The organism is Pseudomonas sp. JUb42 (genome assembly GCF_024807945.1).
GTDB lineage: Bacteria > Pseudomonadota > Gammaproteobacteria > Pseudomonadales > Pseudomonadaceae > Aquipseudomonas.
Genome location: NZ_JANUFD010000009.1, coordinates 85,407 through 108,800, shown reverse-complemented (window position 1 = coordinate 108,800; position 23,394 = coordinate 85,407). Strand labels below are relative to the sequence as shown.

The 23,394-nt window shown below is 58.0% G+C and carries 22 protein-coding genes; 16 read left to right on the top strand and 6 right to left on the bottom strand.

The genetic code is table 11. The features are described 5' to 3' along the window. Positions 1-99: 99 nt before the first annotated feature. Positions 100-1,725 carry a methyl-accepting chemotaxis protein gene (locus M2401_RS18920; protein ID WP_259105079.1) on the bottom strand — a complete coding sequence of 542 codons (1,626 nt, stop codon included), beginning with the start codon at positions 1,723-1,725 and terminating at the stop codon, positions 100-102. Positions 1,726-2,124: 399 nt separating this feature from the next. Here M2401_RS18920 and M2401_RS18915 point away from each other — a divergent pair, with 399 nt between their 5' ends. Beyond that, positions 2,125-2,553, top strand: a complete 429-nt coding sequence (locus M2401_RS18915; protein ID WP_259105077.1) for an NUDIX hydrolase — start codon at positions 2,125-2,127, stop codon at positions 2,551-2,553. 34 nt (positions 2,554-2,587) lie between these two features. Here the strand turns inward: M2401_RS18915 and M2401_RS18910 are convergent, their stop codons facing one another. Next, a complete protein-coding gene (locus tag M2401_RS18910; protein WP_259105075.1) occupies positions 2,588-3,529 on the bottom strand; it encodes a GlxA family transcriptional regulator in 942 nt (313 codons plus the stop codon). Between the two features lie 181 nt (positions 3,530-3,710). On the opposite strand from M2401_RS18910, the gene M2401_RS18905 reads away from it, so the two are divergent. The 8 genes from M2401_RS18905 (at position 3,711) to M2401_RS18870 (ending at position 14,022) form a co-directional block, all read left to right on the top strand. Continuing rightward, on the top strand, positions 3,711-4,322 hold the full coding sequence (locus M2401_RS18905) for a TetR/AcrR family transcriptional regulator (protein WP_259105073.1): 612 nt from the start codon (positions 3,711-3,713) through the stop codon (positions 4,320-4,322). A gap of 162 nt (positions 4,323-4,484) precedes the next feature. After that, entirely contained in the window at positions 4,485-5,939 is a 1,455-nt protein-coding gene (locus tag M2401_RS18900; RefSeq protein ID WP_259105071.1) for an aldehyde dehydrogenase family protein, read from the top strand. Between the two features lie 143 nt (positions 5,940-6,082). Next, positions 6,083-7,207, top strand: coding sequence for an alkene reductase (locus tag M2401_RS18895; protein WP_259105069.1), 1,125 nt, complete (start codon positions 6,083-6,085; stop codon positions 7,205-7,207). Between the two features lie 122 nt (positions 7,208-7,329). Then, on the top strand, positions 7,330-8,139 hold the full coding sequence (locus tag M2401_RS18890; protein WP_259105068.1) for a helix-turn-helix transcriptional regulator: 810 nt from the start codon (positions 7,330-7,332) through the stop codon (positions 8,137-8,139). Positions 8,140-8,234: 95 nt separating this feature from the next. Further along, positions 8,235-9,644, top strand: a complete 1,410-nt coding sequence (locus M2401_RS18885; RefSeq protein WP_259105067.1) for an NAD-dependent succinate-semialdehyde dehydrogenase — start codon at positions 8,235-8,237, stop codon at positions 9,642-9,644. Positions 9,645-9,686: 42 nt separating this feature from the next. Beyond that, positions 9,687-10,781, top strand: coding sequence for an alkene reductase (locus tag M2401_RS18880; RefSeq protein WP_259105066.1), 1,095 nt, complete (start codon positions 9,687-9,689; stop codon positions 10,779-10,781). A gap of 257 nt (positions 10,782-11,038) precedes the next feature. Next, the gene (locus tag M2401_RS18875) at positions 11,039-11,410 is read left to right on the top strand and encodes an AraC family transcriptional regulator (protein WP_259105065.1); all 372 of its coding nucleotides are present in this window, start codon (positions 11,039-11,041) and stop codon (positions 11,408-11,410) included. Between the two features lie 548 nt (positions 11,411-11,958). Continuing rightward, a complete protein-coding gene (locus M2401_RS18870) occupies positions 11,959-14,022 on the top strand; it encodes a TonB-dependent siderophore receptor (protein ID WP_259105064.1) in 2,064 nt (687 codons plus the stop codon). A 55-nt stretch (positions 14,023-14,077) separates the two neighbouring features. On the opposite strand, the gene M2401_RS18865 is transcribed toward M2401_RS18870, so the two are convergent. Next, on the bottom strand, positions 14,078-14,686 hold the full coding sequence (locus M2401_RS18865) for an NIPSNAP family protein (protein ID WP_259105063.1): 609 nt from the start codon (positions 14,684-14,686) through the stop codon (positions 14,078-14,080). A gap of 235 nt (positions 14,687-14,921) precedes the next feature. Here M2401_RS18865 and M2401_RS18860 point away from each other — a divergent pair, with 235 nt between their 5' ends. Beyond that, the gene (locus M2401_RS18860) at positions 14,922-15,407 is read left to right on the top strand and encodes an SMI1/KNR4 family protein (RefSeq protein WP_259105062.1); all 486 of its coding nucleotides are present in this window, start codon (positions 14,922-14,924) and stop codon (positions 15,405-15,407) included. An 89-nt stretch (positions 15,408-15,496) separates the two neighbouring features. On the opposite strand, the gene M2401_RS18855 is transcribed toward M2401_RS18860, so the two are convergent. Beyond that, positions 15,497-16,378 (bottom strand): NmrA family NAD(P)-binding protein, encoded by an 882-nt coding sequence (locus M2401_RS18855; RefSeq protein WP_259105061.1) that lies wholly within the window; start codon positions 16,376-16,378, stop codon positions 15,497-15,499. Positions 16,379-16,490: 112 nt separating this feature from the next. Here M2401_RS18855 and M2401_RS18850 point away from each other — a divergent pair, with 112 nt between their 5' ends. Beyond that, positions 16,491-17,060, top strand: a complete 570-nt coding sequence (locus tag M2401_RS18850) for a TetR/AcrR family transcriptional regulator (protein WP_259105059.1) — start codon at positions 16,491-16,493, stop codon at positions 17,058-17,060. 21 nt (positions 17,061-17,081) lie between these two features. Here M2401_RS18850 and M2401_RS18845 read toward each other — a convergent pair whose 3' ends face one another. Next, the gene (locus tag M2401_RS18845) at positions 17,082-17,645 is read right to left on the bottom strand and encodes a TetR/AcrR family transcriptional regulator (RefSeq protein WP_259105058.1); all 564 of its coding nucleotides are present in this window, start codon (positions 17,643-17,645) and stop codon (positions 17,082-17,084) included. Positions 17,646-17,738: 93 nt separating this feature from the next. Here M2401_RS18845 and M2401_RS18840 point away from each other — a divergent pair, with 93 nt between their 5' ends. The 5 genes from M2401_RS18840 to M2401_RS18820 all read left to right on the top strand — a co-directional run bounded on the left by M2401_RS18840 (position 17,739) and on the right by M2401_RS18820 (position 22,475). Continuing rightward, the gene (locus M2401_RS18840; RefSeq protein ID WP_259105056.1) at positions 17,739-18,383 is read left to right on the top strand and encodes a glutathione S-transferase; all 645 of its coding nucleotides are present in this window, start codon (positions 17,739-17,741) and stop codon (positions 18,381-18,383) included. 69 nt (positions 18,384-18,452) lie between these two features. After that, on the top strand, positions 18,453-19,424 hold the full coding sequence (locus M2401_RS18835; RefSeq protein ID WP_259105054.1) for an alpha/beta fold hydrolase: 972 nt from the start codon (positions 18,453-18,455) through the stop codon (positions 19,422-19,424). Positions 19,425-19,586: 162 nt separating this feature from the next. Then, entirely contained in the window at positions 19,587-20,489 is a 903-nt protein-coding gene (locus M2401_RS18830; RefSeq protein WP_259105053.1) for an alpha/beta fold hydrolase, read from the top strand. A 17-nt stretch (positions 20,490-20,506) separates the two neighbouring features. Continuing rightward, positions 20,507-21,727, top strand: a complete 1,221-nt coding sequence (locus M2401_RS18825) for an MFS transporter (protein WP_259105051.1) — start codon at positions 20,507-20,509, stop codon at positions 21,725-21,727. Positions 21,728-21,788: 61 nt separating this feature from the next. Then, a complete protein-coding gene (locus tag M2401_RS18820; protein WP_259105320.1) occupies positions 21,789-22,475 on the top strand; it encodes a dienelactone hydrolase family protein in 687 nt (228 codons plus the stop codon). Positions 22,476-22,557: 82 nt separating this feature from the next. Here the strand turns inward: M2401_RS18820 and M2401_RS18815 are convergent, their stop codons facing one another. Then, the gene (locus M2401_RS18815) at positions 22,558-23,325 is read right to left on the bottom strand and encodes a sulfite exporter TauE/SafE family protein (RefSeq protein ID WP_259105050.1); all 768 of its coding nucleotides are present in this window, start codon (positions 23,323-23,325) and stop codon (positions 22,558-22,560) included. Positions 23,326-23,394 lie beyond the last annotated feature (69 nt).

Below are 23,394 nucleotides of genomic sequence, written 5' to 3'. Positions count from 1 at the left end.
TACCAGGGGCACCCGCTGCGGCTCGAAAGCGGTGCGGCAGCGGTGCCCTTGACTCTCGCAGGCTCTATGACTCGGGACGACGTCTGATCTGAACGGATTTCAAAGCTTGAATCGGCCGACCATTTGATTCAGCTCGACAGCCAGGCGTGACAGCTCATGGCTGGCAGAGTTGGTCTGGTCAGCCCCTTGCGAAGATTGCAGCGACAGATCCCGGATGTTAACCAGATTACGATCAACTTCCCGTGATACTTGCGCTTGCTCTTCAGCCGCGCTGGCGATGACCAGGTTTCGATCGGATATCAGATTAACGCTCTGAGTGATCTCCTCCAACGCATCACCGGCACTTCTGGCTGCATCCAATGTGGCCTGGGCGCGGACACTGCTGTTTTGCATGGACGCCACGGCCTGACTGCTGCCTTGCTGAATGCCAGTCACCATCGCTTCAATCTCTTGGGTTGATTGCTGAGTGCGGTGGGCGAGGGCGCGGACTTCGTCGGCAACCACGGCGAAGCCTCGTCCGGCTTCCCCCGCTCGTGCAGCCTCAATAGCTGCGTTCAGGGCCAGCAGATTGGTTTGCTCGGCAATCGCACGGATCACATCCAGCACCTTGCCGATATCACGGGTTTGTTCTGCCAGGCGACGAATCTGCTCAGCCGTGCTCCCAACGTCTTGATTCATCTGCTCAATTGCAGTGACTGTTTCCTGCACGCGCTGGCGGCCATGCATGGCTGAGGTACTGGATTGTTGTGAGGCGGTCGACGTGCTGACGGCATTGCTGGCCACTTCCTCGACTGCAGCGGTCATCTCGTTAACGGCAGTGGCGGCTTGCTCGATTTCATTATTTTGTTGCTGAAGTGACCGTGACCCTTCCTCGGTCACAGCGTTGAGCTCTTCCGCGGCAGAAGCAACTTGCGTCGCAGACCCTGAGATTTGCTGCAGCGTATCGCGCAGATTGATTTGCATCTTCTGCAAGGCTTTTTGCAAGCGCGATACTTCATCACGGCCTTGTGGTTCAACGGTCTGGGTCAGGTCACCACTGGCCACAGTTTCCGCAGCCTGCACTGCTTCATCCAGAGGACGAACAATGCTGCGCGTTAGAATCACTGCGAGCAGGAATGTTATGATCGCCGTGAGCACCAGCACCGCGATGATGATATTGCGTGCAGATACGTATTCGCTGGAGGAGTCTGAAACAGCGGTATCGGAGTCCTTGCGATTAACGTCCAGAAGCCATTGAAGCAATGGCGCCATCTGATCCGAGTAACGCTTGAGGTCGCCATTGATCAGGCCAAGAAGCTCTGTATCCCGTTTCGCGAGCGATGCCTGGCGCAGCTTGTCCTGGGCACCGACGTAATTAGCCAGTGCTTCTTTGAACTGTCGAAACTTTTCAGCCTCTTCCGCACTGCCGACGAGGGGAGCATATTCCGCTACGCTCGCGTTGACTTTTTTGGTCAGTACCTCAAGGCGTGCTTCGCCCTTTTCTATATCCGCCTGCGTGCGACCCACGGTGATGACATACGAGACGGTACGCAACCGCGTCGTCGTGTCCGCTAACTCTCCCAGTATGCGCGTTGATGCCAGGCTGTCCTCGGCAATGTTCATGGTCGCACTATGAAGCCCCTCCATTTTCTTGAGGCTCATGAGTCCCAGGAACAGTACGAGTAGCGCCATGATGCCGAAGCAGACTGACGCGCGGAGGGCTATACCGAGGTTACGTAAATTCATCAGCGCTGATCTCGACGATTGATATTGAAATGCTATCGGCGGCGTGCCGATTCATTTGAGAATTGAGTGAATCGATTCAGCGATGCGTCGACTGGCTGTGCTTCATCTCCAGCAGCGGCTGGCTAAAGGTGTGTGCCTTAAGCCTGTAAGGCGCAGGTCGCGAACAGGCCCGCAACAGGTCAGGTGCGCGCCGACCTGGTTGTATTCTTGTGTTGAGTGGCGACAATGAGTTTCCAAAGTACGTCGAGTAAGACAATTAACAGATAGGCTCCGGTGTTGTAACGGGAGGCGCCCCATGTTCCATGAGCAGCGAGCAGTGTTACTTTTCAGAGTCACCCCTTGTGGCCAAATGACTGCGAGCGATCGGTATATCCGCGCTCCTACACCCGAGAGGCTTTCATGACGCTGTTCTTGCCGTTTTCCGGTGCCAAGATCGCCTTGCTTCAAGACGGTCATGTGCTGATCTATCAGCGTGATGACAAGCCCGGTATTCCATGGCCCGGACTGTGGGATCTGCCTGGGGGAGGGCGTGAGGATGACGAAACACCTCTGGCCTGTGCCGTGCGCGAGAGCCAGGAAGAATTTGGCATAACGCCGCAAGCCGCCTGGGTCGTCTGGGAAAAAGTGTATCCGGGGCAGGCAAGCAATGGCCTCGATACCTGGTTCTTTGTCGCCGAAGTGCCCGCCGGGACCTTTGAGCAAGTGGTGTTCGGCGATGAGGGTCAACGCTGGGAAATATCCACTGTCACCGCGTTCCTGGCCCGCAAGGATGCCATCGGACACCTGCAGAGACGTCTGCAGGAATATCTGGATCATAAAAAGCAATAACCCGTGCAGTGGCGTTATTCAGGCTTGGGCCGTCCTACGAGTCGTTGCGACTGAACTCATTTCGCATCGCTTGTGGCGGCTTTCCAAATGCCCGCAAGAACGCCTGGCGCATGCGTTCTCTGTCGCCGAACCCCGTTTCTTTTGCGACAACTTCGACAGGATGTCGGCCTGACTCCATCATCAGTCGTGCCGCTTCCAGGCGCAGGCTCTCAATCGCTTTTGCAGGCGTTTTACCGGTCTCCTCGCGAAAGACTCGGCTGAACTGGCGCGGACTAAGCCTGGCAACAGCAGCAAGCGCCTCCACAGACAAATCTTCACGCAGATTCTCTCTGGCATAGCCAAGCGCCAGCTGAATGCGGTCAGACTTGGGATCCAGCTCCAGAAGAGCGGACAGTTGCGAATGTTCACTGCCTCGACGCTCTGACATCACCAGCTTGCGTGCCACCCGGCGTGCCAGGTCTCTGCCAAAGTCCTCCTCAACCATTGCCAGCGCCAGATCGATACCGGCGTTCATCCCAGCGCCTGTCCAGATCTGGCCGTCAACGACGAAGAGTTTGTCTTCCTCCAAGGCTATATCGGGATAGCGTTTTCTGAATGCGGGTGCATGCAACCAATGTGTCGTTACGCGTCTTTTTTCCAACAAGCCTGCTTCAGCCAGGACAAAAATGCCCATGCACAGTGACGCTAAACGTCTGGACTGAGCAGAAGCTGCTTTCACCAGATCCTGAAGGCTGCTCTCTGGCAGACGAAAATCCAGATAGCCGCTGATGATCAGTGTGTCGTAGCCCTCTGCGCGAATGGGCGTGGTGTGCACTGAAAACCCCAGAGACGATGGCACTGGCCCTCCGCTCTCTGAGACGAGATGAAACTCGTACAGCGCTTCTCCCTGCAACAGGTTGGCACATTCAAACACTGAGCCGAGGGACAGACTCAGCGACTGAAATTGAGGATATGCAACCAAAGCAATGCTGTGCATGGACTCTACCGCAGGCGAAGGGGGCGTTGATTGTTAGCGCAGTTGCGCAAAACGGCAACGAGGAAATCGTTTTTGAGGTGAATGTCCGGAATCCTTGCACATTCGTCATTGTCAGTCTGCCAAGACCTCAATAACATCCACCACAACAGCTAGACGACTGGTCTATTCGGTGGTGAATGTAATGGAAAAAGTCAAAAGCGGATTTGCCAGGCAACACATCCTTGATACGGCGCAAAAGATTATTGGCGACAAAGGTTTTTCCGCTGTGGGATTGAATGAGCTGCTCAAGGCGGCGGATGTGCCGAAGGGCTCGTTCTATCACTACTTCAGCTCGAAAGAGGCGTTCGGCGAGGCGCTGCTGGAGAATTACTTCCGAAGTTATCTGACTGAGATGCAGAAGATATTCAACGGCGATGCCTTGGAAAGTCGCAACTTGTTCAGGTATCTGGATCGTTGGGTGGATAACCAGACCGCGCCGGTCGATGCCACCAAATGCCTGGCGGTAAAGCTCGGCGCTGAAGTTGCCGATCTGTCGGAGCCCATGCGGCAAAAGCTGCTGCAGGGCACCGCGCAAATCATTGAATGCTTGAACGCAGCACTGGCACGAGGGCAGAAACAGGGGTCGATGAAGCTGGATGAGACACCTGAACAACTGGCAGCGCAATTGTATGCGTTGTGGTTGGGAGCCAGTGTCATGGCGAAGATTACCCATACCACCGAGCCATTTGAGCAAGCCTTATTGATGACCCGGCGTGCGGTGGGGAACGAGGAAAAGTTGCAACGACATACGTAATGATCGAGCTACGAAGTGCCTGCAAACCTTGAGTAAAGCAGCGCTGACGATTCACCTTTTACCTTAATTAAATCGCTCGGTAGATCAGCAATCAGACAGCGTTTTTGTCTGATCGAAGGATCTCTGCGCGCAAAAATTGTGTAATACCAGGAGTATCAAATCATGGCCGCAGTGATTGACAGTACAACTTCAAGCCGTCTCTTCGATGGTCCTTACTTTCTCAGCATCGCCGGTAAACTGGTGCAGACCCAGGCGTCGTTTGATGTCATGAATCCTGCCACTGGTCAGGTCCTCGCCAAGGCCCCGGCAGGCAGCGCGGAACAACTGGATGAGGCGGTCGCCGCAGCCAAGTCTGCTTTTAAAACGTGGTCCAAGCTCAGCTACGACGAGCGTGAGCAGTATCTGCTGGCTTACGCCGATGCGCTGCAAACCCATCGCGACGAACTTGCTTTGCTACTGACCCTTGAGCAAGGCAAGCCCCTGAAAACCATGGCCGAGCCGGAAGTCGATCAGTCGATTTCATGGATCCGGCAGATCGCCGCACGACGTATTCCTGTGGAAATAGTCGAGGAAAACGACAGCCATATCGTTGAACTGCACCATACGCCGCTGGGCGTGGTGGGGGCGATCACCCCCTGGAATTTCCCGGTGCTGTTGGCGCTCTGGAAAGTCGCCCCGGCATTGATGACCGGCAACACCATGGTCATCAAGCCTTCGCCTTTCACACCCCTGACTACTTTGCGTTTCGGCCAGATCGCGCAGTCGGTATTTCCTGCCGGCGTACTGTCGGTGGTGTCTGGCGGCAATGAGTTGGGGCCGCAAATGACGGCTCATCCGGACATCGCCAAGATCAGCTTCACGGGCTCTACGGAAACCGGTAAACACGTGATTCGTTCCGCTGCCGGCACGGTCAAGCGCCTGACCCTGGAAATGGGTGGCAACGACGCGGCCATTGTCCTGCCGGATGCCGACTGGAAATCGATCATCCCGCAGTTGTTCTGGGGGGCGATTGGCAACTCGGGTCAATGGTGTGTGGGTATCAAGCGCCTGTACATCCATCGCTCGTTCCATCAGCCGTTCGTTTCGGCGTTCGTGGAATACGCCCGGCAGCAGAAGCTCGGTGATGGTCTTGATCCCGAAGTCACCGTGGGCCCGGTGCAAAACAAGATGCAGTTCGACAAGGTCCGCGAGTTTCTCGACGACATCAAGGCTAATGGCCAAAAAGTGGTGTTGGGCGGTGAGGTCGACGAAAGCCGTGCCGGTTACTTCATTCCTGTCACGGTCGTGGATAACCCGCCGGAAAACGCCCGGATCGTCCAGCAAGAACAATTCGGGCCGATCGTTCCGATCATTGTGTACGACGAGGTCGACGACGTGGTGGAACGTGCCAATGACAGCCCGTTCGGTTTGGGCGGCTCCGTCTGGGGGCGCGATACCAAGGCGGCCGTGGCGGTCGCCAATCGCCTTGAAACCGGCATGGTCTGGGTCAATGAAATGCATACCCAGGGCGTGGACATCCCGTTTGGCGGTCACAAGCAATCCGGCGTCGGGACTGAGGGCGGGCATGAAGGCCGCTTGTTGTTCACCAACCCGAAAACCGTACTGATCAAGAAGTAAGTCAGGCGCGGCCCCTTGGTTTTTCAGGAGCAGGGGCCCGCATGCCTTGCAACCGATACACGACGTCTTTGCCGAAACAATCGAATGCCTCGGCCGCGTGCCACGGCCGTGGTCTTTCTACTGAATTATCCGGAGTTAAACCCATGCAACATGAATCCCTGTTTACACCCGTACAACTGGGCGGTCGCACCCTGAAAAATCGCATCGTATTTCCGCCATTGACCCGGCAAAGAAGTGCGCAGCCCGGTGATACCGCTTCGGACTTGATGGCCGAGTATTATCGTCAGCGCGCTTCGGCCGGGTTCATGGTCAGTGAAGGTACACAGATCGAACCACGGGGCCAGGGATACGCCTGGACGCCGGGTATTTACACCCCCGCGCAGGTTGACGGCTGGCGCAAAGTCACCGATGCCGTACATGCCGATGGCGGTGTGATTTTCGCCCAGCTCTGGCACGTTGGCCGCGTCTCCCATCATGCGTTGCAGCCTGATGGCAGCGCGCCGATTGCGCCTTCCGCAATCCAGGCGACCAGTGCCAAGGCTTTCATCGAGACTGGCACAGGCACCGGCGAACTGGTGCTGCCATCGATGCCCCGGGCTCTAAGCGTTGCTGAAATCAAGGATCTGGTCGGGCTTTACGCAACAGCGGCGAGTAATGCCATTGCTGCCGGGTTTGATGGTGTCGAGATTCACGCGGCCAATGGCTACCTGGTCAATCAGTTCATCTCCGAACATTCAAATCAGCGCGATGACCAATACGGCGGCTCGCTGGAAAACCGTTTGCGCTTTCTGCGCGAAATCGTCCAAGCGGTTGCCAAGACCATTGGTCCTGACCGCCTGGGTGTACGTTTCACGCCACTGTTCACCACCACCGATCAGGATCGGGTGTATATCGGTATGGTCGAGAAGGACCCGGATCAGACCTACATCGAGGCGATCAAGGTGCTGGAAGAGGCCGGCGTCGCCTATGTGTCCATCGCCGAGGCCGACTGGGACAATGCGCCCGATCTGCCGGAGCAATTCCGCCGTAATGTGCGCGCTGCCTTCAGCGGCCGGATCATTTACGCTGGTCGTTATACGGCAGAGCGGGGCGCGCGTCTGGTCGAGGCGGGGCTGGCTGATCTGATCGCCTTTGGTCGTCCTTTCATCGCCAACCCGGACCTGCCTGCGCGGATCAGCAATGGCTGGCCCCTCAATTCCGTCAATCCCGCCACACTCTATGGCGGCACAGCCGCAGGCTTCACCGATTACCCTGCGTACGTTGCCTGATCGCTGACCTTGCGGCCGGGCAAACGTCAGTGAGCCCGGCGGACTTTTGAAGGCATAATCGACGCATGGTCTCATCGGCGACGATGGGAGTCGGTCAGTGAAACTTCGAACAGGGGACATTTATGGCAACGAGACCGTCAGTAGAGCAGCGGCGGGAGTTCGGAAAGTTCCTCTCCAGCCGCCGCGCCCGTCTTGATCCAAAGGATTTCGGCCTGCCTGAGGGCAACCGACGCACGCCAGGCTTGCGTCGCGAGGAAGTGGCGGTGCTGGCCGGGGTCAGCGTCAGTTGGTACACCTGGCTCGAACAGGGACGCGACATCCAACCTTCTCCCGATGCGCTGCAACGCATATCCAAAGTTCTTAAACTTGACCGCGTGGAATCAACGCATCTGTATGCGTTGTCTGCGCTTGAGGCACCGAGCGCCGTGACCGGTGGCGCCGTCACCGCAGGGCTCGAAATGCTGGTGCGGGCCATCAACCCCATTCCTGCCTATGTGCGTAACACTCGCCTCGACATCCTGGCCTGGAATGACGCTATCGCGGACTTGTTCGTCGATTACGGTTCGTTGAAGCCTCACGAGCGCAATACGTTGCGCCTGCTGTTTCTCTACGTGCCTTATCGAACCGTGATCCTGGATTGGGAGCAGATGGCGCGCGGCATGATCAGCGCGTTTCGTGCTTCTCGTGCGCTGGCGCAGGACAAGGCGCCCTTCGACAGTCTGGTAGAGGAACTGTCAGCGCTGAGTCCCGAGTTTCGCGAGTGGTGGCAAGACACCGAAGTCAAAGGCTTCGAAGAGGGGCGCAAGCGCATGTTGCATCCCATCAACGGTTATGTCGATTTCACCTATGTAGCGCTGACACCCGAGGGGCGGCCGGACCTGTCCCTGGTCACCTACATCCCTCGACACACTGCCTATGACCCACAGTCATAGGATAACAAGACGCCTTACTGGCCTGCCCGGGCTTACCTAAAGTGACGGTCATCGCAGCGCAAAACGCTGCAACAACCGTCAACGAGGTAATACCGATGTCCAGCCTGAGCACAAACCCGAGCACCCCTGCAGTCGCGACTTCACGCAACCCCGCCACCGGTGAATTGATCGCCACCTACCCGTACCAGACCCAGAGCGAAGTTGAATGCCTGCTGGATATGAACGCCGCAGCGTTTCGTCTATGGCGTGGCACACCGATGCGTGAACGGGTGACGGCCTATCGTCGCCTGGCGGCCATCATGCGTGAGCGTTCGGAGCTTTTTGCCGGGCTGATCACCGCTGAAATGGGCAAGACGCTGATTGCCGCTCGCGCTGAAGTAGAAAAATGCGCAGCCACCCTCGAATGGATTGCCGAGAACGGTCCGGCGATCCTCGCTGACGAACCGGTCAATGTGCAGGGTGAGGATCAGGTTCACGTATCCTTCCTGCCTATCGGCACCATTCTGGCGGTCATGCCCTGGAACTTCCCGCTGTGGCAGGTGATTCGCGCATCCGGGCCGATCATGCTGTCCGGCAACGGCTTCATGCTCAAGCACGCGCCGAATGTCATGGGCTCGGCCTATGCGTTGCAAGACGCCTATGAGGCCGCCGGCTTTCCAAAAGGGCTGTTCGTCAATCTGGTCGCCGACAACGACACCGTCGCCCGCACCATCGAAGATCCACGCATCGCGGCAGTGACCCTGACCGGCAGCATGCGTGCAGGTTCTGCCGTAGCGGCTACCGCAGGCAGGGCGCTGAAGAAGAGCCTGCTGGAACTGGGTGGCGCCGACGCTTTCATTGTGCTGGCCGACGCCAATATCGACCTGGCGGTCAAGGCGGCTGTTGAAGCGCGGTTTCAGAACTCCGGTCAGGTCTGCCTGGCGGCCAAGCGTTTCATCATCGAGCAACCGATTGCCGAGGAATTTACCCGCAAGTTTGTCGCGGCGGTCAAACAACTGAAGGTCGGTAACCCGCTGGACAGCGGCAACAACCTTGGCCCCATGGCGCGCGGCGATTTGCGCGATGAGTTGCATGGTCAGGTTCAGCGGACCCTTGCCGCAGGCGCGAAATTGCTGCTTGGCGGCAACAAAATCGACGGCCCGGGCAGTTTCTACGAGCCGACTGTACTGGCTGATGTCGCACCAGGCATGGCCGCGTTTGACGAGGAAACGTTCGGGCCAGTGGCGGCCATCACCGTCGCCGACAGTGCCGAACATGCCATCGTTCTGGCCAACACCAGTGACTACGGCCTGGGCGGCAGCCTGTGGACTCAGGATATCGAACGCGCGCAACGCATCGCCCGTCGCCTGGAAACCGGCGGAGTATTTATCAACGGTTTCCCTGCCACCAATGCCCGCATTCCGGTGGGCGGCGTGAAGAAGAGTGGCTACGGCCGTGAACTGTCGCATTTCGGGCTGCGTGAATTCACCAATGCGCAGGCCGTCTGGGCCAAAAGCATTGACTGAGACGCCGCGAAAACACTTCCTGAATTGCCGAGAGAAAAAATCATGAACGATCGATTCGCAAGCCCTGTCCTGCAACCTGTCACCCTGGGTGGGCTGCTATTGAAGAACCGTATTGTCATGGCACCGATGACGCGCAGCCGCGCCGACGATGCCGGTGTTCAACCCGACTATGCCGCCGCGTATTACGCGCAACGTGCCAGTGCAGGACTGATCGTCACCGAAGCCACCAACATCTCCGCCCAGGCACGCGGTTACACCCGCACACCGGGGATCTGGACCGAGGCGCAGATCATCGCGTGGAAGCGGGTAACCGATGCCGTGCACCGTGAAGACGGCAAAATCTTTCTGCAACTCTGGCATACCGGGCGCATGTCTCACCCCGACATGCACAACGGGGCACTGCCCGTCGCGCCGTCAGCGATCAAGCCGGCAGGTCAGATCCGCGTGCACGAAGGCATGAAAGATTTTGTCACCCCGCGCGCGCTGGACACCGGCGAGATTGCCGCGATCATCGAAGATTATCGACGTGCTGCCGAGAACGCTAAAATCGCCGGGTTCGATGGTGTGGAGGTGCATTCGGCCAATAACTACCTGCTGGAGCAGTTCGTTCGTGACAGCACCAATATCAGAACGGACCAGTATGGCGGCACCCTGGAAAATCGCTTGCGATTCCCCCTTGAAGTGGTCAGGACTGTTGTCGATGTCTGGGGCGCCGAGCGGGTTGGCATTCGAATTTCACCGGTGACCACCACACCCGGTGAAACGCCGCTCGACAGCAATACCATGCAAACCTTCGGTGCCTATGTGGATGCGCTGTCGCAGCTGGGACTGCTGTATATCCATGAGATCCAGGGCGTCACCCAGCAAAACCGCGATGAGGTCGATGGCATCAGTTTCGCTGCATTGCGCCAGCGTTTCAGCGGCGCCTATATTGCCAACAACCAGTTAACCCTGGACCTGGCGGAGCAGACGCTCGCAGCGGGCGATGCTGACTTGTTCAGTATCGGACGACCCTTCATTGCCAACCCGGACCTGATCTATCGCATGGCCAGCGGAGCGCCGTTGGCCGAAGCGCCGAAGGCGTATTGGTACGGTGGCGACGGAACAGGTTATTCAGACTGGCCGACCATGGACTGACAGGCCTGCTCAATACCTGAACGCGTTTTAGCCAAGGCCGTCGCCACTGCGACGGCTTTTTCATCTGCGCGATCTTTACCTGGGCGGTAAACAACGTGGCCGGAATCCTTGCGGATTTGTCATTGTGGCTCACCGGCATGACTCCTAGTATTCGATCCCGAACAAACGCACCTCTTATTATCGAATACAGACTTACGTAATTATTGATGTGTAGAGATTCGGCTAACAATCAGGACCATCTTCACGGCAAAACAGACTTGAACCCTCCCGTTCGCTTGACCTATGTTCCAGGCAAACTTGCCCCATGGAAGCTTGAAAAAGCCAAGGCGTTCATGACCCAGCGCATGGCTCGAAAATGTCTTATAGAAGACGTCGCCAAAGCGTGTTCCATGTCCAGAAACCACTTTTCCCGCGCCTTCAAAAACGCAACGGGGCTCACGCCTCAAGACTGGCTTCGCGACGCCAGGCTGCGAAAGGCAGAGCAGATGCTTGAGAACACCAGTATCACTATCTGCCAGGTGGCACACGAATGCGGCTTTGACGACCATTCCTACTTTTCGCGTGTATTCAAGGCCGTGAATGGCGTCAGCCCCAAAGCCTGGCGATTAAAAAGCGCTACGACGGCTTAGTTCACCTGCCGTGTATTCCAGGTTAACGCTCTGTCTCCACTGACCTCGCAGAACGAAAAAGCCCGACATTGAGTCGGGCTGAGGGCGGATGGATTCAGTTCATTACCAGTTCATGGGTTGATCTCCGTAAGAAAGAAAGTGGGGGAGAGGTGTAACACCTGCGTGCCAGCCTCAATTCAAGCCTGCTGTTTCTTCAGTTCATTAATCAGGACTTTCGCTGCCGTAGCGCCGAACAGGCCCGGTTGATGTGGGTGTACTTTAAAACGGAATAGACCAGTCGTCTACAATTATTTTAAGATTTATTTACTGTGGGGTCCGGCCGGTGAGGCGCGGTGTCATCGCGGCCCATTCGCTGATGCCATGCAGTCATGTACATCGCAGAGAAAATAATTTCATAAATCTGATGAGGTAAACGACGGGCTGGCACGTGTAGTAAGGATGAAACGCATTCTCGTTTATACATCCCCTACGGAGTCACGCTTGTGGTCAAGCTGCTAAATCGGACAAATGCATCAGTCCTTCTGTGTTCTGCTATCCCTTGCCTGGCGATGGCCGCGCAGACGGTTACCGAGTTGCCTGCCAGTGTCATCCAGTCCACCAGCGAAGCGGGCGATGCCTCTGATAGCTACACGCTTGCCCACGGTACGACCGCCAGCAAGAGTTCCACTCAGAACCGCGATGAAGCGCAAACCGTGAACGCCGTCGCGGCTCAGACCCTGGACGACTACCAGGTCAAGGACCTCAACGATGCGATGCGCTTCGTCAGTGGTATCACCCAGACCAACACCCTGGGTGGCACCAAGGACGCGTTGATCAAGCGTGGTTTTGGCAGCAACGATGACAACTCGATTCTGCGAGACGGAATCCGCTCGGCCATTGGCCGTAACCTGGGAGCCACCACGGATCATGTGGAAGTGCTCAAGGGGCCTGCTTCGTTGATGTATGGCGCGCTGGAGCCGGGCGGGGTGATCAACGTGGTCAGCAAACAGCCACAATTCACCCGCAGCACGACGCTGACCGGGTCCGGCTTCAGTGAGGGGGGCGGTTCGTTCGGCCTGGACACCACCGGGCCTCTGGGGGATACCAATCTGGCTTACCGCCTGGTCGCCGAGCGCAGTCATGAAGACTACTGGCGTAACTATGGGGTCGACGAACACACCCTTATTGCGCCTTCGATTGCCTGGGTGGGTGAGCGCGCCAGCTTCTCGCTCGCCTATACCTACAACGACTACGCGAGCCCGTTTGACCGTGGCACCTTATTCGTCAATGGTCATCCGGCCGACATCAGCTACCGCGACCGTCTGGATGAGCGTTGGGCCAAAACCGTGGGTATCAGCCAGAGCACCACTGCCAAGTTCGAGTATCAGCTCAACGATGCGTGGCGCAGCCGCCTGACCTACGGCTGGACAGAGGATCGCTACAGCCTGGCGATTGCCCAGCCGAGCACGCTGAACGGCAATACCCTGCGACGCATCGCCAACGGCGGGCACTACGACTATGAAAGTCGCTATACGGCTCTGGACCTGATGGGTGACCAGCAGTTGTTCGGTCAGCGACATGAGATTGTGGTGGGCGTCGATAATGAGTCGCTGGATAAATACCGCGGTAAAACCTACCGCAACGCCAGTAGCAGCGCCGGGAACCTGAACATCCAGAACCCGATCTACGGCAATCTGGCAGAGCCTGCGACCGTCAGCGCTGCCCAGAGCAATGCCGAAAACAACCAGGTCACCACCTCGGTGTATTTCAAGGATAACTGGCACCTCAATGATCGCTGGATCCTGGTGTTCGGCGGTCGTCAGGAGCACTGGGACCAATATAGCGATCAGGGCCTGGGCAGCTCCTATGCTCCGGGCGCCGACTCCAACGGGGATAAATTCATACCTTTTGGCGGGATCGTTTATCAGCCAACGGACACTGTGGCGCTGTACGCCAACTACAGTCGCTCGTTCGTGCCCAATGATGCCGATGATGCGGGTAACAGCTTCAAGCCTACCGAAGGCCGTAGTTACGAAGCCGGTATCAAATACACCCCCGTCCAGGCCCTCAATGTGAATCTGGCGGTGTATGACATCGTCAAGAAAAACCTGGTCAACAGTGTGTTGCAAAGCAATGGCGAGAGCATCGACGAAGCCGTTGGCAAGGCACGTTCACGTGGGGTCGAACTGGACGTGACCGGTGAGATCGCTCGCAACTGGAGTGTTATCGGCACTTATGCCTATGACCATACCGAGGTGCTGAAAAACGACGAGTCGCCCGCGCAGGAAGGCAATCGTCTGCCCAATGCACCGATGCACACGGCCAGTCTCTACGTGACCCATCACCTCACGCTGCCCGCCGAAACCGGCCAGTGGCATGTCGGCGCAGGTGCACGCTACGTGGGCCAGCGGCCGGGTGATGATGCCAACAGCTTCTGGCTCGACAGCTACACCCTGGCCGATGCATTTGTACGTTGGGATCTGCCGACCCACGACTACAAGACCAGCCTGCAACTGAACATCGACAACCTGTTCAACAAGCAATACTACCCGTCTACCACCGGTAGCAGCACGCTTCAGGTTGAAGAAGGAACGCTTAGAACCGCGCGGCTGACGGCCAGCGTGAAGTTCTGATGGATCAGGCTGGCACCCTGGAGTCGGGTGCTGGCCATTCCAGATGTCATGGGGTTCAGTGCAGGGGCGAGCAGGGTTCTGGAATGCATATCATCGTCGTCGCCCTGGCAATTTGCTCAGGTGCGCCCTTTGGCGGCCACAGGCCATTTGCATAATGACGCGCCCGTAACTCAGCACGCTCTTGCAGACTGGAAAACCCCCAGATATGGGTGATGCGCGGCGGCCCATCGAGGGCATACATATTGAGCACCAGATGGGAGGTGTATTCACTTGCTGGCCCAATCGCATCCTTCCAGGCAGCCAGCGTCGGTGCAAGGCCGCCGGGCTTGAGAAAGTAGGTCCTGAATTCATAAAAATGCCCGAACGTGGAGGATGATATATCCGCAAGGAACGCGAAGCGTTGGTAGCTTTCCGTTTGCCACACCATGGTCGGGTCAGTAATACCGAAGGGCGTTCGCGCCATCAGCGCTCGGCGACGCTCATCCTCGAGAGCCGCCATACTGTCAAAGCTGCGCAGGAGTTTGACCTGGAACAGATCGCCGATCTCGGAGCGCCAGACGCCCCGTAACTGGCCAGGTCCTTGCGCCATCCATTCACAGGCAGCGGTCGCGACGATACCTTCGGTGAGTGGGGGACAGCTGAGTGTGGTGAGTTCGTAAAGCATGGGATATCTCGACTATACAAAGCAGCAAATCCCGGCTTATGACTCATCCGGTTCGAGAGTGAAGATAATTGCGTCTGGGTTATCGATAAATGGCTGCGCATGAGTTTGTTAAACAATGAGTGGTTGTGAATACCCGGTTGAGTGGGGGCACGATTTCTTCGTTTGACGTCGCGCCACGCGCTGACCCTCTATATTGACCTGCACTGAAATCGATAAAGCCGAGGCGAGGGTTTACATGCAAAAGCAATCCGCAGCGCATCAGGACATTACCCGGCTGTTGGCCGCCATCGACCTGTGCTTGCCCCAGCAGGTTTTGACGACACTGCGACCTGCGGCGAGCACAGAGTCGGTTTCGCTGATAGAACAGTTGCTTGGGGTTCCTCTGCCTGACGGCGTGAGACAGCTGTTGGCGTGGCATGACGGTCAGGAGTGGAATGCTGCACTTCGTGACAGTGATAACCGACGCTTGCTTAGCGCCGGTGAAATCATCGAAGCGCTTAAGTTTTTTCACGATCCCGAGGAGGAATTTCTCGAACCCTGGGGGCGTTATTGGCTGCCATTTCTGACCAATGATTCGGGGGATTATGTGGTCGTCGATGCTTCGCCTGCCGGTAGCGGTGAGCTGATTGCCTACTGGCATGATTGGGATGACCGCAGCGTTGAGCATAAATCCATGGCGGCATGGGCGCAGGGTTTGATCAAGGAGTTGGATAGGCTTTAGTGCTCTTTTTTGGGGGGGACAAAAAACCGGCCGGAGCCGGTTTTTTATTGCTGCAACCGCAGAACCAGTCGCTGCAACTCGCCAGAAAATCAAGCGTTGAACGCCTCCCGATGCAGGGTCACGAATTCCTGCACGGTCATCGGCGCTTCGCCGGTGACTTGACGAATGATCGAGTCTTCCCCGGCGAACACGCCGTGCTGATAGTCCTGCGCCACTTCGTTCAAGTGCTGAATGAGGAACGGTGGTAACCCGGCGTCAGCCAGCTCCTGGCGATACTGCTCCAAAGTGATAGGCACGTATTTGATCGGCCTGCCGAGGACTTCGCCCACCGCATCCGCCACGCCTTGCTGGGAGAGTTCGATCGGGCCATGCAACGGATAAGTCTTGCCCCGGTGCGGGCTTGGGTTTTGCAGGATTTCGGCGATCAGTCGCGCCTGGTCCTCAGCGGCAATCGGGGCATGGCGACCATCGCCGAACGGCAGGCGAATCTCGCCTTTTTCCACGATGTGTTTGCGCCAGTGCGGATAAATCAGCCACTGCGAGAAATAGGTCGGGCGCAGGTGGGTCATGGCCAGGCCTGACCAGTCGAATACCCGTTCAGCGGTGTAGTGATCCAACGCCGCATTGCTCAAGGCCACACGGCGTGCAGAGATCTGCGACATATTCACTACAGATTTGACCCCGGCTTCCGTCGCAGCCAGTGCGAAACGGGCGGTGGCGTCGATCAGGCCTGGCGCGATGGGGTAGACAAAGTAGGCCGTTTGAATGCCTTCCAGTGCCGCACGGGTAGCGTTGAGATCGAGCAGGTCGCTAACGACCACCTCTGCACCCAGCGCTCGCAACTCCGCTGCGCGATCATCTTCCTTGCGCACCAGTGCGCGCACCGCGATGTCTTTGGCACGCAGGATTTCCACGGTTTTCTTGCCGGTGAAGCCGGTAGCGCCGGACACCAGAATGGATGCTTTGCTCATGAGTCGTTCCTCGGGAAGTGCCGTTTTCGCGGCAGAAATGTTTATATGTTGGTTGACATATTAATAGATGGTGATCACCATCTAAGTCAATCTTTTTTATTCGGAGCATCTGATGCGCAAGAGCCGAGAGGAAACCGCGACAACGCGGCGCAGGATCATCGAATCCTCGGCCAGGGAGTTGCGCCGACTGGGCATCGATGGCAGTGGTCTGACGGGGCTCATGGCCGCGGCGGGGCTGTCCCAGGGCGGGTTTTACAAGCACTTCACCTCCAAGGCTCAGTTGGTCGCCGAGTCAGTGGAGGTCGGGGTGGAGGGCCTGATCGGTGGTCTTCAAAGGCTGTTGGCCGATTCTGACAAGGGCAGGGGATTCGCAACCCTGGTCAGTGGATACCTGTCCCAGGCGCACCGTGACGGCGACGCCGGCTGTCCTTATGCCGGGTTAGGCAGCGAATTGGCGCGGGCCGATGAGCCGGTACGCGGTGCTGCCATAGAAGGGTTCGAGCGCATGGTGGGGCTGCTTGCTGAGCAGCTTGATGAGCAGGGCGATAAGGGCGCCCGTGAACAGGCCCTGTTCGCCATGTGCGCAATGATGGGCGCAGTGACTGTCTCGCGAATGGCTGAAGGCCGGACGCTTGCCGATGAAGTACTGGACGTTGTGGGCAGTCGGTTGCGGGGCGACTGATCGCCAATCCTCGACTGACGGCTACGGAATAAGCCCTGCCGCCCGGTAGGCCTCAATGGTGCGGTCGAACACGCTGATATCGGCCCGGCCCCGGGATACCAACTGGGCGCCTTCCACTGCCGCGTAGATGGCGAGGGCCTGTTGCTGTCGCGCTTCAAGGCTTTGCGTTGGCCGACAGACTGACAGCACCTCCGTCAGCCAGCGCACGTTCGCTTCGGTGAAGCCGTCGACTTGCGCACGCACCTCTTGCGGAAGGTCGTCGTATTCGGCCGACATGATGCCGCACAGGCACATGCGGTTATCGTCGACCAGAGCCATACGAAACACGTCCGTGTAGCCCTTGATCCATACCTCCAGATCGTCGGATTTTTCCCGCAAGTCAGTGAGGTATTTGACGCCGTCCTCCGTATAACGCTTCGCAAGTGCCGCTCCCAGATCACCCTTGGTGGGGAAGTGATAATGAATACTCGCGCTCTTGATACCGACCTCCTTGGCCAGCTCGCGGAAGCTCAGGCCGTTGTAGCCACGGGTCTGCACCATTTTCCGGGCGGTCACCATGATGGTTTCTCGGGTATCTGTTGTCATGATTTACCATTCTACCGATAGATAGGCATTGACGAGTTCAAATTTCCAATTCATTGTATATCTATCACTAGGTAGATAGCTATGGAGCTCGCAATGAAAGTGTTTGATATTCCCGGTTTCCCCAACCCGCTGCGCATTCGCATTGTCCTGGCAGAAAAAGGCCTGGCCTCCCAAGTCGAGTTCATCAAGATCGACTTGCCAGCCGCTGAGCACAAGCAGCCGGCATTTCTTGACATAAACCCGTTGGGCACTGTGCCGGTGTTGCAACTCGATGATGGCACCAACATTTCCGAGTGCACCGCGATTACCGAATACCTCGACAATCTGGAGGGCAGTCCCACCCTGACCGGTTCGACGCCGAAGGAAAAAGCCATCATCCACATGATGCAGAAACGCGCCGAGTCAGAGTTGGCCGATCCGGTGGGCTTTTACTTTCACCATGCCACGCCGGGTCTGGGCGCCGCTTTGCAGGCCTATAAGAGCCCGGAGTGGGAAGGACGCGTGGACTGGGGTAACCGCCAGCGCGAAAAAGCCGTTGCCGGGATGAAGTACTTCGACAAGGTGTTGCGCAATCAGTCCTACATCGCCGGTGAGCAGTTCTCCATGGCCGACATCACGGTGTATGCGGGGCTGATCTTTGCCGGTTTCGCCAGCATTGCCATTCCGGATGAATGCACGGCGCTGGTCGCCTGGCAAGGCCTGGTCCAGCAGCGTCCAAGCGTGAAAAACCCGGCCTGATCCGAATCTGCTCCGGCCGCGTCTGGCCGGGGCATACCACTTCGCCCCCCCATTTCCAGGTACACCTACATGATCGTTTTCAACACCGCACGCGCTCTGCGCCATACTTTTGCTATCGCCATATTGGCCGCTGCCTGCGGGACACTGACCGCCCAGGCCAGCACCGCGCCTGCAACCTCCAATGTTGCTCATAGCTACACCCATCAGACGGCGCCGACCCGGTTTGTCGAGGTCGATGGCGCGCGCCTGGCCTATCGCCGGTTCGGCAAGCCCAGTGGCGTGCCTTTGGTGTTCCTGCAGCACTTCGTCGGCAACCTCGACAGCTGGGACCCGCAAGTCATCGACGGTTTCGCTCATGATCGCGAAGTCATCCTCTTCGATAACGCCGGCGTCGCCAGCTCCAGCGGTGAAGTGCCGAACAATATCGAAGACATGGCCCAATACGCTGCCGGTCTGCTCAAGGCGTTGAATGTGAAGAAAGCCGATCTGCTCGGCTTTTCCATGGGCAGCCTGATCGCCCAACAAGTGACCCTGGATCACCCCGATCTGGTGCGTCGTTTGATCCTGGTCGGTTCGTCACCTCGCGGCGGCGTCGGCATGGCTGCGCTGACCCCGGAATTCCAGGGCTATCTGGCCAAAAAGCGCGAGGTGCCGGATGAGCTGCTGCTGGATGTGTTCTTTACCCAGACGCCGGAAAGCCAGGCCTCGGGCCATGAATTCCTCAACCGCCTGCGCGCGCGCAAGGTCGATCGCGATGTCGACGTCAACGGCAAGACCGCGCCCGCCCAGGCTGCAGCGATTGCCGGGTGGGGCGCCTCCGCCGAGCATGCCAACGACTATCTGAAAGCCATCAAGCAACCGACCCTGGTCGTAGCCGGTAGCAACGATATTGTCTTCTACACCGCCAACGACGTGACCCTGCAACAGAACCTGCCAAATGCCCAGTTGGTGATCTACCCGGACTCCAACCACGGCGCGATCTATCAATACCCGGACCTGTTCGTCAAACACGCGACGCTGTTCCTCAACGCCGTGAAATAAACCAGAAGCATCGCTGTTGATTCGAACATACATCGTTTTTGCAGCTATTAAATTATGGTTGAAATGTTACGATTGTCCGGCATTTCAGCCATATCGATCCACGTCGTCTATTCGAGGAAGCGCGCCATGGGGCTTCATAGGATCACCATCAGGGCAGTGTGCATGACGCTGGTCGCACTGATGCTCGGCTGGGCGGGTCTGGCGATGGCCGATACCCGCTATCGGTATGCGACCGTCGACGGCAGAAAACTGTTTTATCGGGAGGCGGGTGATGCCAGCAAGCCGACCATTTTGCTCCTTCACGGATTCCCTTCTTCCTCGCATATGTTCCGTGATCTGATCCCGGAGCTTGAAGCGGATTTTCATGTGCTCGCCCCGGACTATCCGGGCATGGGCAACAGTGAGGCCCCACCAGAAGGAGGGGCGGCGCTGACCTTTGATGCGGTGGCCCGATCGATAGAGCAGTTTGTTCAACAACTCGGGGTCAACCGCGCGGTGATCTATATGCAGGACTTCGGCGGGCCGGTGGGGATGCGCCTGGCTGTTCTGCATCCTCAATGGGTACGCGGGCTGGTCATTCAAAATACGCCAATCTCTGTGGACGGATGGGAACCGTCGCGACTGCTGGCTGTTCAGGCATCAGTTGGCCCGGCAACAGCAGAAAAGCGCAAGGCAGCCGAGGCGCGCGTCGTTGTGGCAACGGATCTGTTTCTGTATCGGCACGGCGCCCGCGCCCCGGACAAGCTGAATCCGGATGCCTGGACCAATGATGCGTTCGCCCTTGGCGATCCCGATAAACGCCGCGTCATGACCGATCTGCAACTGGACATCGCTTGCAACCTTGCCCTCTACCCGCAGTGGCAGGCCTACCTGCAAAAAAACCATCCCCCGACGCTGGTCGTGTGGGGCGACGGTGATCCGATTTTCGTACCGCGCGGTGCAGACGCCATCAAGGTGTTCTTGCCCACGGCGCAGATCCAGCATTACGCCACCGGGCATTTCGCGCTGGAAGAAGAACACGGCGATATTGCTCGACGCATCGTTCAGGCCTTTGCCCGGCGGTAAGGCATCAGGAGATTGATATGTCCGACTCAAGCAGCAAAGCAGGCCGTTTCGCTTTCCCGCTCTTGGCCGTGGTGCTGTTCGCGTTTTTCTTTGCGGCCAGTACCCCTTCACCCCTGTTCGTGGTGTTTCAACAGCATTGGGGGTTTTCCTCCGGGATGCTGACCCTCGCGTTTTCGGCCTACGCCATCATGCTGCTGGTTGCGCTGCTCAGCGCGGGGGCGCTGTCGGATCACATAGGTCGACGCCCGGTGATCATTGGCGCCTTGATCCTGCAGACGTTGGCGATGGTGATGTTTGCCTGGGCCGCAGACATCAACCAATTGATTGTGGCGCGCTGTCTCCAAGGCCTGGCCACCGGCATTGCCAGCGGTGCCTTGTCGGCGGCAGTGGTCGAGGCGGCGCCAGCCACCCGTAAAAAGGCCGGGGCCTTGTTCAGCAGCATTGCGCCGTTGTCCGGGCTGGCTACCGGCTCGTTGATCACCGGGCTCTCGGTGTATTGGATTGCGCAGCCCGAGGTGATGGTGTTCGCCATTCTGGCCTTTATCTTCCCCCTGGCAGCGCTGGGCGTTGTGGCCGTACCGGAAACGGCCACCCGGCGCCGGGGTGCCTGGGGTTCGTTGAAACCGCGAGTTTCGGTGAGTGCGAAAGCCCGAAGCCCTTACTTTCGCGCCGTGCCGTTGCTGTTGGCGATATGGGCGTTATGCGGGCTGTACATGGCGCTGGCGCCGTCCATTCTTACCTCGGTATTCAAAGTCGAGAGCGCCGGGCTCAATGGCCTGACGGTCGCTGCGCTCTGCGGTCCCGCAGCCATTGCTGCAGCGTTCATGGCCCGGGCACTTTCAGCGCCAGCGTGCGCGGTGCTGGGAGGCGTCGCCATTGCGGCAGGCCTGGTTATCTTGCTGATCGCTCTGAGTTCAGGAGGCGTCGTGTTGTTCTTTATCGGCACTTTGATCGCCGGTATCGGTTCGGGTGCCGGATTCTCTGCCGTGCTGCAAACCCTGGCGCCGCTGGCCGACGAGCATGAGCGCGCCGAGCTGTTTGCGGCCATATTCGTTGCCTGTTATCTGTCGTTGAGCCTGCCGCCGATCATGGCCGGTTTTGCCGTGGGGCATTTCGGCCTGCTCGACACCAGCCGGGTCTATCTCAGTGCACTATTGTTGGTGGCACTGGTCACAAGTTGGGTGCATTGGCGGGCCTGGGGTGAACGCCAACTGGCCGTACCGGGCGCTTGTTCATGAATATTTCTGTGATACGAGGGAGACTGACGTGACTCAATCAGTAACGAACCAGACCGCAAAGATGGTTACCTTCAAACGCCCGGACGGTAAGGACCTCAGTGGTTACCTGGCCACGCCCGCCAAGCGCGAAGGCGCGCCGGGGATTGTGGTCATTCAGGAATGGTGGGGGCTGAACGAACAGATTCGCGGCGTTGCTGATCGCCTGGCTGCCTCGGGCTATGTGGTGCTGGTTCCGGACCTGTATCGCGGCTCGATGACCGTAGAAGAAGAGGAAGCCCATCACCTGATGGAACAGCTCGACTTTGCCGATGCGGCCGGTCAGGACATTCGCGGTGCCGTGCAATACCTCAAGGGCCACACGCAAAAGGTCGGCGTCACCGGTTTCTGCATGGGCGGGGCGCTGACGCTGTTGGCGTTGAATGCCATTCCCGAGCTGGCGGCGGGCGTGGTGTTCTATGGCATGCCGCCACTGGAGTATCTTGATCCGCGGGCCATCAAGGTGCCCGTACAGGCACACTGGGCGACACAGGACGAGTTCTTTCCGGCAGAAGGTGTCGACAAACTGGAGGAAAAGCTCGCCAGCGCAGGCGTTGATTTCGAGTTTCACCGCTACCTGGCCCATCATGCGTTCGCCAATGAAACGGCGGTCGGCAGCGGGCGTATACCCGGTACTCAATATGATCCGGTCTGGGCGCAATTGGCCTGGGATCGTGCCCTGACCTTTTTCGGGCGAACCCTGTGGAGCTGAAAAGGACACGGTCCCGCATCTGCTCCCTATCGCCATACCCTGAACGGAGATTGAGCCGTTCGGGGAACAGACAACGCAATTCTCAACCATTGAAATAGCGGGCAAGCAGCGCCAGTCCGCTGGCCAGTACCAGCCAGGTCACCAGCCGCACAAAGGTTTCGCGAGACAGCTTCAGGGTCAGGCTTCGGCCGATCCACAGTCCGGCGAACATCATGGGCAGCAGACACACGGCAAGCACCAGCAGGGACGTATCGGCATAAACCCCTGCGAGCAGAAACAACCCGAGGCGAACCACCGTGCTGCAACTGATCAGCGCACTCTGGGTGGCCCGGGCCTGTTCCTTGGAGGTCAGCCGGGCGTTGAGGTAGAGCGCGTAGAGAAAACCGCCGCTGCCGAACAACGCACCAAACAAGCCTCCGACCATACCGGCAGGCAACGCCCATAGCTTGTTCAGGCGCGCGGGCCGGACCTTCACCGCCAGGCTATACAGCGCATAAGCGCTGATGAACAGGCCCATCAGCAGCATCAGCAAGTCGGACTTGAGCTGCAGGAGAAACAAGACTCCCAGGCTGCAACCCACGGCCATGCACGGCAGCAGCCGCAGCAGTTCCTCCCGTACTACGGCCTTGCGTGTCGGCAGCCAGTTGCCGAATGCAGCGACAAAATCCAGCAGCACCAGCAGCGGGATGATCTGCGACAGGGGCATGAAACGGATCAGTATGGGGCCCGCCACCAGTGCTGTACCGAAACCGGCGATGCCGAACACGATGTAGGCCGCGCCGATACTCGCCAATATGATCAACCAATCCAATGAGGTGAACGGCACAAGTGCGAAGAGGGAACTGAGCATGACGGGTCCTTGCCGCGAGAGATAAGGTGAAGTTAGCCACGACCAAGCTATGCCGACTAATATGTAATT

Bases quoted from the DNA above. Each gene is read 5' to 3' on its own strand.
- M2401_RS18860 (WP_259105062.1), top strand. From the start codon at position 14,922: ATGCAAAAGCAATCCGCAGCGCATCAGGACATTACCCGGCTGTTGGCC.
- M2401_RS18815 (WP_259105050.1), bottom strand. From the start codon at position 23,325: ATGCTCAGTTCCCTCTTCGCACTTGTGCCGTTCACCTCATTGGATTGG.
- M2401_RS18835 (WP_259105054.1), top strand. From the start codon at position 18,453: ATGATCGTTTTCAACACCGCACGCGCTCTGCGCCATACTTTTGCTATC.
- M2401_RS18845 (WP_259105058.1), bottom strand. From the start codon at position 17,645: ATGACAACAGATACCCGAGAAACCATCATGGTGACCGCCCGGAAAATG.
- M2401_RS18855 (WP_259105061.1), bottom strand. From the start codon at position 16,378: ATGAGCAAAGCATCCATTCTGGTGTCCGGCGCTACCGGCTTCACCGGC.
- M2401_RS18830 (WP_259105053.1), top strand. From the start codon at position 19,587: ATGACGCTGGTCGCACTGATGCTCGGCTGGGCGGGTCTGGCGATGGCC.
- M2401_RS18920 (WP_259105079.1), bottom strand. From the start codon at position 1,725: ATGAATTTACGTAACCTCGGTATAGCCCTCCGCGCGTCAGTCTGCTTC.
- M2401_RS18895 (WP_259105069.1), top strand. From the start codon at position 6,083: ATGCAACATGAATCCCTGTTTACACCCGTACAACTGGGCGGTCGCACC.
- M2401_RS18910 (WP_259105075.1), bottom strand. From the start codon at position 3,529: ATGCACAGCATTGCTTTGGTTGCATATCCTCAATTTCAGTCGCTGAGT.
- M2401_RS18870 (WP_259105064.1), top strand. From the start codon at position 11,959: ATGGCCGCGCAGACGGTTACCGAGTTGCCTGCCAGTGTCATCCAGTCC.
- M2401_RS18840 (WP_259105056.1), top strand. From the start codon at position 17,739: ATGAAAGTGTTTGATATTCCCGGTTTCCCCAACCCGCTGCGCATTCGC.
- M2401_RS18865 (WP_259105063.1), bottom strand. From the start codon at position 14,686: ATGCTTTACGAACTCACCACACTCAGCTGTCCCCCACTCACCGAAGGT.
- M2401_RS18915 (WP_259105077.1), top strand. From the start codon at position 2,125: ATGACGCTGTTCTTGCCGTTTTCCGGTGCCAAGATCGCCTTGCTTCAA.
- M2401_RS18820 (WP_259105320.1), top strand. From the start codon at position 21,789: ATGGTTACCTTCAAACGCCCGGACGGTAAGGACCTCAGTGGTTACCTG.
- M2401_RS18885 (WP_259105067.1), top strand. From the start codon at position 8,235: ATGTCCAGCCTGAGCACAAACCCGAGCACCCCTGCAGTCGCGACTTCA.
- M2401_RS18905 (WP_259105073.1), top strand. From the start codon at position 3,711: ATGGAAAAAGTCAAAAGCGGATTTGCCAGGCAACACATCCTTGATACG.
- M2401_RS18900 (WP_259105071.1), top strand. From the start codon at position 4,485: ATGGCCGCAGTGATTGACAGTACAACTTCAAGCCGTCTCTTCGATGGT.
- M2401_RS18825 (WP_259105051.1), top strand. From the start codon at position 20,507: ATGTCCGACTCAAGCAGCAAAGCAGGCCGTTTCGCTTTCCCGCTCTTG.
- M2401_RS18850 (WP_259105059.1), top strand. From the start codon at position 16,491: ATGCGCAAGAGCCGAGAGGAAACCGCGACAACGCGGCGCAGGATCATC.
- M2401_RS18880 (WP_259105066.1), top strand. From the start codon at position 9,687: ATGAACGATCGATTCGCAAGCCCTGTCCTGCAACCTGTCACCCTGGGT.
- M2401_RS18890 (WP_259105068.1), top strand. From the start codon at position 7,330: ATGGCAACGAGACCGTCAGTAGAGCAGCGGCGGGAGTTCGGAAAGTTC.